Annotated in this window: 8 protein-coding genes and 1 pseudogene; 3 read left to right on the top strand and 6 right to left on the bottom strand. The window is 62.2% G+C overall.

The annotated features are described in order from the left end of the window. Both A2J02_RS28285 and A2J02_RS14725 read left to right on the top strand, forming a co-directional pair. Positions 1-585 (top strand): annotated as a pseudogene (locus tag A2J02_RS28285) (hypothetical protein); the annotation flags it as partial. A gap of 383 nt (positions 586-968) precedes the next feature. Next, the gene (locus A2J02_RS14725; protein WP_027494118.1) at positions 969-2,141 is read left to right on the top strand and encodes an ATP-binding protein; all 1,173 of its coding nucleotides are present in this window, start codon (positions 969-971) and stop codon (positions 2,139-2,141) included. Positions 2,142-2,347: 206 nt separating this feature from the next. On the opposite strand, the gene A2J02_RS14720 is transcribed toward A2J02_RS14725, so the two are convergent. The 3 genes from A2J02_RS14720 to A2J02_RS14710 all read right to left on the bottom strand — a co-directional run bounded on the left by A2J02_RS14720 (position 2,348) and on the right by A2J02_RS14710 (position 6,832). Continuing rightward, complete coding sequence (locus A2J02_RS14720; RefSeq protein ID WP_139278506.1) at positions 2,348-4,177, bottom strand: hypothetical protein; 1,830 nt, start codon at positions 4,175-4,177, stop codon at positions 2,348-2,350. Between the two features lie 523 nt (positions 4,178-4,700). Further along, positions 4,701-5,780 (bottom strand): acyl-CoA dehydrogenase family protein, encoded by a 1,080-nt coding sequence (locus tag A2J02_RS14715; protein WP_051364802.1) that lies wholly within the window; start codon positions 5,778-5,780, stop codon positions 4,701-4,703. Next, positions 5,777-6,832: a DUF3068 domain-containing protein gene (locus A2J02_RS14710; protein ID WP_051364804.1), complete on the bottom strand. Its 1,056-nt coding sequence runs from the start codon at positions 6,830-6,832 to the stop codon at positions 5,777-5,779. The genes A2J02_RS14715 and A2J02_RS14710 overlap by 4 nt, the downstream gene beginning before the upstream one ends. A gap of 327 nt (positions 6,833-7,159) precedes the next feature. Here A2J02_RS14710 and A2J02_RS28730 point away from each other — a divergent pair, with 327 nt between their 5' ends. After that, positions 7,160-7,504 carry a methyltransferase family protein gene (locus A2J02_RS28730; RefSeq protein WP_231893830.1) on the top strand — a complete coding sequence of 115 codons (345 nt, stop codon included), beginning with the start codon at positions 7,160-7,162 and terminating at the stop codon, positions 7,502-7,504. On the opposite strand, the gene A2J02_RS14700 is transcribed toward A2J02_RS28730, so the two are convergent. From A2J02_RS14700 to A2J02_RS28280, 3 genes are all read right to left on the bottom strand, one after another. After that, on the bottom strand, positions 7,494-8,342 hold the full coding sequence (locus A2J02_RS14700; protein ID WP_139278505.1) for a hypothetical protein: 849 nt from the start codon (positions 8,340-8,342) through the stop codon (positions 7,494-7,496). The genes A2J02_RS28730 and A2J02_RS14700 overlap by 11 nt on opposite strands. Before the next feature lie 92 nt (positions 8,343-8,434). Next, complete coding sequence (locus A2J02_RS14695; protein WP_143544557.1) at positions 8,435-8,887, bottom strand: hypothetical protein; 453 nt, start codon at positions 8,885-8,887, stop codon at positions 8,435-8,437. Positions 8,888-9,045: 158 nt separating this feature from the next. Next, a partial coding sequence (locus A2J02_RS28280; protein WP_197478034.1) for a hypothetical protein occupies positions 9,046-9,293 on the bottom strand: 248 nt, incomplete at its 5' end.

The following is a 9,293-nucleotide window of genomic DNA, read 5'->3' as shown; positions in this document are numbered from 1 at the left end:
ACCGAGATCACCACCGACGGCGACGCTGTGTGGATCGGCAGCCGCCACCGCATCCGTATCGCCCCCAACGACTCCACCGGTTTCGAACCGGTCACGATATGGGATCGGTGGCACCCGGTCCTGCAGTTCTCCGAGCGCTACCCGTCGACCACGCTGCTGGCAGAACATTTGCAGCGCAACACTTTTCCCGACATGACGGGGCTGCCGCTTCGCAGTGGTCCGGTCGCGGTGCCGATCGACCGGTGGGGCCACCTACCCTTGCCGGTGACGGCGATGACCGCCGCCGAGGTCGGAGCGGTGATCGCCAGGCACCGCACCGGGGCTTCTCCACTGCACACCCCGCGCCGCCTCCTCGCCAGACCCACCGACGGTGGTACCGATCGGCGTGACCCCATCGTTCCGGAGCCAGTGCCCCTGGAGCTCGACTCCGGGTACTACCGCTCGGGTGTCGAGGCACGTCGACGCGCCCACACGGCGTTGGCCGACGTACCGGACATGGTCGACGACGTCGAGGACCGCATCGAGCAACTCCTGCAACGCACCCTGCAGCTCCTCGACCCATCCACCAACGGCGACAGCACCTGATGCGGCGCACTCACGACCCGGCACACCGACACCTTGGTCGTCGTCCAACTCGTCGAGCACAGAGATCGGACACCGCCACGTTGCCGCAACCTGGGCGCAGCACCTAGGTTCAGTGAGCCGCGACAGATGACGTTTGAAGGCTCAGGCGCGGGTTCGAGACCTTCCGGGCCAATCGTCAACATACCTTGACGGTGTGTAGCCGCTCTTCATGCCATCAGCCGACATCGACACAGTAGAGACGTCGCAGCACTTGCCTTTGCGCCCGGCCCTGCTTGTCGACGTGGCGCGCCCGGATCTGCACCGAGTCACCGATCTATCGGTATGTATCTGACTGTATATGAATAGGACTGATACAACTACATACAATCCGATAGTCTATGTGCATGGAGTACGGACTGAACCCCTTCACACCCGGGTCTGGCACCCGACCCCCCGAGCTCGTCGGACGCACCACCGAGCTCGAACGGTTCGACTTGTTGGTCGCCCGCGCGAAACAGCGGCGCTACGACCGTGGGTTGATGCTGCAGGGCCTCCGGGGGGTAGGGAAGACCACGCTCCTGGCGACCATGGCGGATCAAGCTCGCCGCCACGATTGGGTGGTGGTCGAGGTCGAAGCTCAGACCAGTGTGGAAGGTGCCGAGGCCCTGCGGAGGCGTATCGCCAAAGATATTTCTCGCGCTGTACGCCGTCGTCAGTTCGCCGGCCCGGTGGCGGACAAGATCCGGCAGTTGACCGAAGAGTTCTCGATGTCCGCCACCGCGTTCGGTGTCGGAGTCGAGCTCGCTCGCTCCGCCGGTGCCGAGAAACCAAGCCTGGGGGTCGAATTCGAGGACCTCGTCGAAGATCTTACCGAGGAACTCCGCAAGGACGGCACCGCGCTGGGGCTGTTCATCGACGAGATGCAGGAACTCGAGCCGGCGCTCTTGCAGGTGATCCTGGCTACCCAGCACCGTGCGGCTCAGCGTGAGTGGCCGTTCTTCGTGTGCGGTGCCGGCCTGCCGAACCTTGCGCAAGCCTTGGCCGACGCACGGTCCTACGCCGAGCGCCAGTTCGACTACAGGACCATCGGTCCGCTCGCCGACGATCAGGCCCGCGATGCGATCGTCACACCCATCGCCCGGCTGAACCAGGACATCGACGCCGAGGCAGCAGATTACGTCGTCGCGGCGAGCGATGGATACCCGTACTTCCTTCAGGTGTTCGGTCACGAGCTCTGGCAGGCAGCCCAGCAGTCCCCGTTCACCCTCGCCGATGCCGAAGACGCCGTGGACACCGGCCACGCCTCGCTCGATTCCGGCTTCTACAGCTCACGGTGGCTACGGGCCACCGACGCCGAGAAACGCTATCTGGTGGCGATCGCACGCAGCGGAACCGATACTCCGCGGACGGCAGCCCTCGCCGAGGCCCTCGGGTCGAATCCGCAATCGATGGCACCGCACCGTGACTCCTGTATACGCAAAGGACTCATCTGGTCGCCGGCCCGCGGCCTGGTTGCGTTCACCGTCCCCGGGATGGCGGACTTCATCCGCCGCCAACCCAACGCACCGATTATCTGACCTCGACACCCAAGGACGTCGACTGGGCTGACATCGAGCACGTCGATCGCTCACGCCGCCCTGCATCCACACAGCGCCAGTGCACCAAGAGTCCAGTTCGGTCCGGCGTTGCAGCCTCCAGCCGCGCTGGAGGAGGGCCAGAGCGAGTAAAGCGAACAAGGCCGGTGCTCGGTGTCACCCTGAACTCGTGGCCGATACACGGTGCGTTAGAACGGGTCCGGTGGGCCGGTGTTCATCACGGCCAGGATGTAGTCGTGGTCGGGTGAATCGGCCGGGTGATCGTCGGCGACCGCGAACACCGACCGATCGGGCTCCGGCGGGGTGCGTGCTTCCTCCCGGGCTGCGAGCCATTCTCGCCAGACGATGCGTTCGGCGCGGTGGCGCACGATGCGGGCACGAACGGCCGAGGTGAGGCCGTGACGATGGCCGATGTCGTCGAGTTCGACGGGCCCGATACCGATGTGGGTGTTCTCGATTGTGAGGAGCCCGGCGACGCGTAGATCCAGCAGAGCCTCGTACCCGCTGGTGCGTCCCATCCCGATGGCAGTGAACAACTCATCCGCCGTCAGAGGCTCGGCTGCGGCAACTACTGCGTCGTAGAGGACGCGGTGACGCCACCCGATGACACTCCACGCCGGGTGTACCGACTCCACTTCGGCTGGCCCTGCCACGGTGTCGACTACCGCCGCACGTCCCGCATGTGTGGGCACTAGTGCGTACCGATCGGGGTTCTGGCCGACTCCGCGTTCGATCAGCAACAGCGGTGAGCCTTCCATGTCCCGCAGCCGCTCCAGAACGGACCACACCGTCGATTCGGGGAGCATGCCGGCGGCGATGGACAGTGACCGCCCACCGACACCGACAGTGGGGACGCCTTCCACTAACTGCCCTGACATTGCGGCAGCCCACGCCAGTGCCTGAACGACTGCATGGGTGGTCCAGCGATCCCGGCGATGAAGAAACTCGGAGGCGACCCAGGTTTGGGCGTGGGTAAGCCATAAACGAAGTACCGGATCGTAGGTACCCCCTGTGTGCTTTTGCTTGTGCCCGGTATCCCGGACTGGCTCGGGGAGTGTCGATGCGGCCCAGTCGAGGGCGCGGGCAGTGTCGCGGCGGATGGCGCGTTCGGGCTCGGCGTAGCGGGCGTATGCGGCACGCACACCCGCCCATGCCGGCTCAGAGACGCGGGTGAGGATTTCGGTGGCGCTGGCTCCGGCGAGGACTGCGTGGGTGATGACGGATTGGCGTGCTTCCGAGCGTGAGGGCCAGCGGCGGGTGTCGATGCGGCCGGTGCTGGCGAAGTCGAGGACGCAGCGAGGCGGCGGGGCGGAACGGCAGAAACGTGGGTGCAACCGGGCGTCATCGCTGCTGCCGAGGACGCGTTCAGTGGACGTCTCGGCGCGGATGTGGGTGTCGATCGGGCTGGTGACCGTGCGGCCCGTTCCTCCGAGCAGGGCTTCGAGGCGTTGGAGTGTGCCGGCATCGGACCCGACGGTCAGGATGTCGGCCGCTGTAGCCGGGTCGAGGTCGACGAGGGTGCGGTAGCCACCTTCTTTGCACTGCGAGCCCGGCACGGTGATGCACCCGGATTTGTGGTTGGTCATCGGTGTGATGTCCAACGTCGGAAGTCGCGCTGCAAGAAGACGTAGCAGTGGCCGTACTTCGTCGGCGGTGACTGTTTTTCCCGGTGCCAGCGGTATCAGCACGTGTCGGCCGCCGCTGGCCGATTGGTCGACGACTGCGCGGCCACCGCATTCGGTCAACCAGGCCAGCAGACGCCTCACGTCGGCGACAACGCAGGCGTGACCGTGGTGTTTGGTGTCGAAGTCGAGGGCAACGATGCCGGCGCGCGCGCGTGAGAACAGCGGCACAGCCGCTGGCAGTACCGGCCGTTTGACGGTCAACGGTCCCGCGGACACGTATTTACGGGTCGTCGGGTCGTAGAGACGCATCGATCGACGCGCAGCAATGGCCGGTGCGAAACGACGCCACAGCCGGTCCGCAGTCGCATCCGGATGGACGACACGAGCATTCAATCTTGTACCTACTTCAGGGCACGATGTACCCTGAGACATGTCCTCCAAGACAGTCCCTTCGGGGAAAGCACCACAGAACGAGTTGCGAGCTAGTCACTCGCTTCTCTGACTTCGAGAACCCTCGGCCCGCCCGCCGGGGGTTTTTCGTTATCTGTGCTGCGCTAATTCAGTTGGTCGTATGTGCCGAATGTCAGTTCGGGACAGAACGATCATGCAGTCAGCGGCAACACTCCTTGGTTTCGCGGTCGGTTGAGTTCAAGCGCGAGGTCCTCGCGGTCATTCACGATCGCGATGAGATCGGCCAGGTACTGACCCAGAGATGTCACACCTGCTGAACTCTGTTGTTCTTCGAGCGTTTTTATGAGCTCTAGCGGGATTCGGACAGTCAACGGCTTCCGGTCACCCTTACTGGGCATCGGCATAGCGTGGCCTCCTTCATCTGCATCATCGGTCCCAACCAGTGCCTATCCTGATGCAGAATCATGTTCGACGGGCTCAGACACGCCGAGAGCGTCGAAGGAAATTACATTGATGTGAGTAACCCGTTCGATTGGAACCCTTCTGAGCTTGTTTGGGCAATCGACTGCTGCTGCTCAATGCTGGCCAGTAGATGAGCGCGTATCTCGGCAGTGGCAGTGCAAACCAGCGCGAAATTCGCCTCGCGTGCGGTGCGTTCAGCCAGCCCCCCGCGCCTCACAGCCTTGCTGCCCGCTACAGCTGTGAAGTATGCCGATACGTCGACGGCGAAGCGGCAGACCTGCGCTCGTACCTCGTGAATATCGATCCTCGTGTCGGTTACGGCCTCATTCAACGACTTTCGGAGGTTGATAAACCCGTCTGTGAGTGCTTGGTTGTTCTGACCAAGCTCATCCAAGGCAGTCAGGCATCGACTCGACAACCCGAGTGCCAGCGAGCCGTTGATACGAACGATTGCACGATCAATCGTCGACATTGGCCCTTGCTTGCTCAGGCTCTTTCGTTGCACGTGCATGACATTGCTGTCGGCTACGGCAAGGCCGTCGAATTTAAGCGAGACAGTGCGAGATGCGTTGGCTGCAGCCAAGTGAAGCGGCTCATGGGACAGGCCCCTACCGCCTGCTGCCGAAACGAGGAACGTGACCGTCGAGTCGTTTAACTGGTCGTACGCCGTTACTCCAACGACGTCGATCATGCCCCACCCAGTCACGAATGGCGCACAGCCTTCGATCCGATAGCCATCCGCAGTCCGGTGGGCCCGGACGAGGGGTCGCTGCGGTGAGGCGTAGCCACTGCCTGACACGCCAGCGCGAATCGTGCCCATCCGTAAGCCTGAGAGATGTTCTGCTTTGAGTGACTCGTTCCCCGACGTAGCGAGTCTGAGGAGAGTGCCGTGATGCTGGGCCCATACGAACGCTGTTGCTAAACAACCGCTTACCAGGATCTCCCCTACGGCGGACATGGTCTGGAGCGGATTGTCGCTTCCTAAAGCTACGCCGTAGAGCCCTTGGCTGACCAGTAAGTCGAAGTGCGACTCAGGAATCTCAGCGGTCTCGTCGACCACTGCCGCAGCAGGTTCCAAGACCTCTTTGCGAAGCTCCTGTGCCTTGGCTATCCAATCGATCACGACAGTGTCCTCTCGGTCGCTTGCTGCTGCATGTCATCCCCTCTGTCGCCAGGAGCCGGTCCGTCAGAATTCAGCGAACTCGGCCCTGGGGGCCTCGGACGGCAACACACCCCAACGCCGAGTGCGAATGCAGAGAGACCGGCGAGCCCGAGAAGAACGGGACCGTATGTCTCAGCCCAGTCGATGAGACGCTTGGACTCGACTGCCCGCTGCACCTGCTCGTCGACCGTGGCAGCGTCGAGCTCTGGCGACATTTCCACGATGGTGACCGCCGACGGGTCGTTAGCGGTACGTCCGTAGTACTGGTGAACCGCTTGTTTCCCGAAGACGATTGCACCCGTCGTGGGCTCAACGAGCAGCTCACGGCGTGCCTTGTAGAACCGGTGCATCAGAATCTCTTCGTCCCCGTCGATACCCCAGTACGACGCAGGGAGGCTGAGCTTGCCGCCGGTGTCGAAGGGCGCGATGTCCTGAACGAAACGGTAGACGTCCAGGCCGTTGATGTTGGTCTCGCCGTCGAACTGGACGTCCTGGCTGCGGCGCGTGGTCGTATCGAAGTACGGATAGGACCTCTTTTCGACGTCGAACGGAAACTTGAGCGAGAGCCCGTCGTGCGTGACTTCGTCGGCGGGTTGATCGTCGTACTTCTGGATCGACCCGATCGGATCGTCCATCGGCATCGCAGTTCTGCGGTCGGCGGTGAATCTGTCGACGGTTGCGTTGACCGTTCCTCGTTCACCAGGTCTGTCGTCTCGTTGCAACAAAACAGCGGATTGCATGGTGATCTTGTTGCTGTCGGACGGTTCTTCGACAGTAACCTGCTGTAAGACACGAATGGGAACGTCGCGATCGACTTTCGAGACGCCCTGAACGAGCGCTTCGGTGTCGAGCAAGGTCGCGGTGCCCGTTGCGACCGTTGCGGAGTCGACGTCGAGAGGCGTTTTCACCAGCTGTGGAGCCATGTACAGGGACATTGTTGCGGAGGATGCGGCGAGGAACGCACCGACCCCGACCAGTGCCAGGCCTTTGATCGGTAGTGTCGCCGTCGTCATGCGTTGGTCCTTGAAGTTGGTCGGTACCCTGCTCGTCTCGGAGCGGCTACTGAGTCTGAGAAGCTGTGTCGCATGATCGTCAAGAGGCTGCCCTTGTTCGTGACCAGTCGACCGGCCGCTGTGGTTTTGGCTACCGCTTTCGCGGGATTTGCGTTGTCGGAGTACAGGATGGGCAAGCGGAGGCCGCGAGCGGGCTCTGTGAATCGGGACAACGGGTCCGGTAGAGCAGTTGGCCGTGGCCTTGCACTGGCGTACGGCGGAGGCCTCGTGCTGAGCGTGGCCTCGCCGGCAACCGTCATTAATCGGCACCGGAGAACGATTTTCGTCGTGGGCTTGACCACCGCTGCACTCGGGCAGGCCCTCCGGCTGGCTTCGGCGCGGAAGCTCGGGGAGTCCTTCACGTTCAAGGTCCACACGCATCCAGAGCAACTGGTGGTGCAGACGGGCCCGTACCGGTTGATTCGGCACCCCTCGTACACGGGGGCATTGATCTGCGCGCTGGGATTCTCCATCGCGTACGGGAACTGGCTTGCCCCCGTCATGGTGTCGTTTCTGGCGGGGGGATATGTCCACCGGATCCCGTCGGAAGAGTCCGCGATGCTCGAGGGCATAGGAGAGGGGTACGCCGAATACATGACGCGCTCTAAGCGCTTGATCCCGTTCATCTTCTAGTCGCCCCCGCGGAAGTTGCCTTACCGTCTTCACCGTCGACCATCTCGACCATGAGTCGGGTAGACGCGACGGAGTTTCTGCTGGCACGCCAGGCAGCCCGCTTGGAGCTCGGGATCAGAGTGTCCGCAAGGATGGCGTTGCTTCGAGTCGCCAAGGCCTGCCACTCATCCATGTACGCAACGATGCGTCGGTACCGCTGGACGCGAGGAAGCAGTGTCGTCCAGATGTACACCCACGCAACGTATCCGGCGACGAGCAGGGGCGACATGATGAGGAAGAGCGATATCTGAACGGTGTGGTCGGTGTACCAGTTCTCTGTGCCGCGGGTGAACGCAACTAGGTAGACGATTTTGTGAACTGCGTAGAGCAGGATCATCCCGCACGCCACCGCAGCAGCGGTGAGAACGCGCGCTAGTTCTCCGGTCTTCACGATCAGAGCCATGCGAACCAACAGGTAGAACGGCACTACCACGCACAGCGACAGGCTTCCGAGGAAGATGACCCAGTAGACCAGCATCCAGCCTTCGGCTGGAAAGGTCTGACTTAGGTAATATGTAGGTCTCGACGGCGCGGGGGAAAGGAGAAAAGAGACGACCAGACCGACAACCAACGCCGCGGTGACCGCGTAGCGAGAGCGACGCGAGAAACTACGTTGGGTCGAGTGAGCCACCATCCCGACCCATTGGGTTGCGGCGCAAATCGCCATGGCCTGAGCTATCAGAACAGATATGTTCCACAGGCCCGTTACGTCGTGTATGACAGGGTCAAGCTTGTCGTCTGCCAGCGCATGAATTCTGAACATCTGCGCAACGCTGAGAGTGAGCAGTAGCACCGTCATGGGGCGAGTTTGCGGCCTCCGCCTGTACAACGGTAGGCGTTGAAGACCGAACACCAGCAACACTATTGGCAGTATCGCCTCGAAGAACGTGCTCACATCTGCCACCCAAAAATTGTGGCCACCCGGCGCAGGGTCTCCTTGTCTTTCGAGTCGATGTTCTCCGGGTAGAACGGCTTGCGTAGGGAATCGGCGCGGGCAAGCATGAGTGTGCCGAGCCATTCGGCCTCTGCTTCGATGGGCTGAAGGAAATCCGGGACTCGCGTGAAGCACACCTTCGCCCGTTGTTCCTCGGCAAGCGCGCTGATCATTGTCCTCGGAATGGCAGGAGCCATCCTCATGAACGATTCGACCAGAATGTCCTCGGTAACAACGACATCGGCATCGTGACCGAGAAGTATATGTGCGACTTCGTGGAGGATGCATTGTTCACGAAAGAGCGGATCTACGTCCGCACGGACGTAGATGACATCGACCGGGGCAGTTCGTACCCAAAAGCCCGAGACCTCGCCGCTTTCGCTCAGATCGTCAGGTAGATCGAGGATCACGATGACACGGCCGATCTTGAACCCGACCTCGGCAACGAAACGGTCGATCGACCAGGGTCTCGCAAACTGCAGTTGCAGCGTGTCGAGGAAGGATCTGGCACGTAGCTCGGGGTCGTCGATAGTTCTCGCTGCAGCGGCAGCGTCTCGGACCGAGGTCATTATGTCGATTCGCCAGCCTCGGCCGGTTCGTGCCGATTCTGCTTCTCGAAACGTCCGTGCGTGTCCCGGACCAGCTCGCTCAAACGCTCAGCGATCGCCGGAGTCAGTTGCGGTACCCGAGTTCGTAGAGCAAATACCGTGGCCTGCGAGTTCCGGACATTGTCGAAGTAGTCGAGCTGCGCGTTGTAGTCCATCTGCTCGGCCGTCGTGCCGACCAGGTAGGTAACCGGCGACTCGAAGAAGGTCG

The organism is Rhodococcus sp. EPR-147, assembly GCF_001647185.1.
In the GTDB taxonomy this organism is placed as follows: Bacteria; Actinomycetota; Actinomycetes; order Mycobacteriales; family Mycobacteriaceae; genus Rhodococcoides.
This window is presented reverse-complemented; position numbering and strand designations above follow the sequence as displayed.

Excerpts from the sequence above, each read along its gene's own strand:
- A2J02_RS14725 (WP_027494118.1), top strand. The coding sequence starts at position 969 with ATGGAGTACGGACTGAACCCCTTCACACCCGGGTCTGGCACCCGACCC.
- A2J02_RS14710 (WP_051364804.1), bottom strand. The coding sequence starts at position 6,832 with ATGACGACGGCGACACTACCGATCAAAGGCCTGGCACTGGTCGGGGTC.
- A2J02_RS14700 (WP_139278505.1), bottom strand. The coding sequence starts at position 8,342 with ATGACGGTGCTACTGCTCACTCTCAGCGTTGCGCAGATGTTCAGAATT.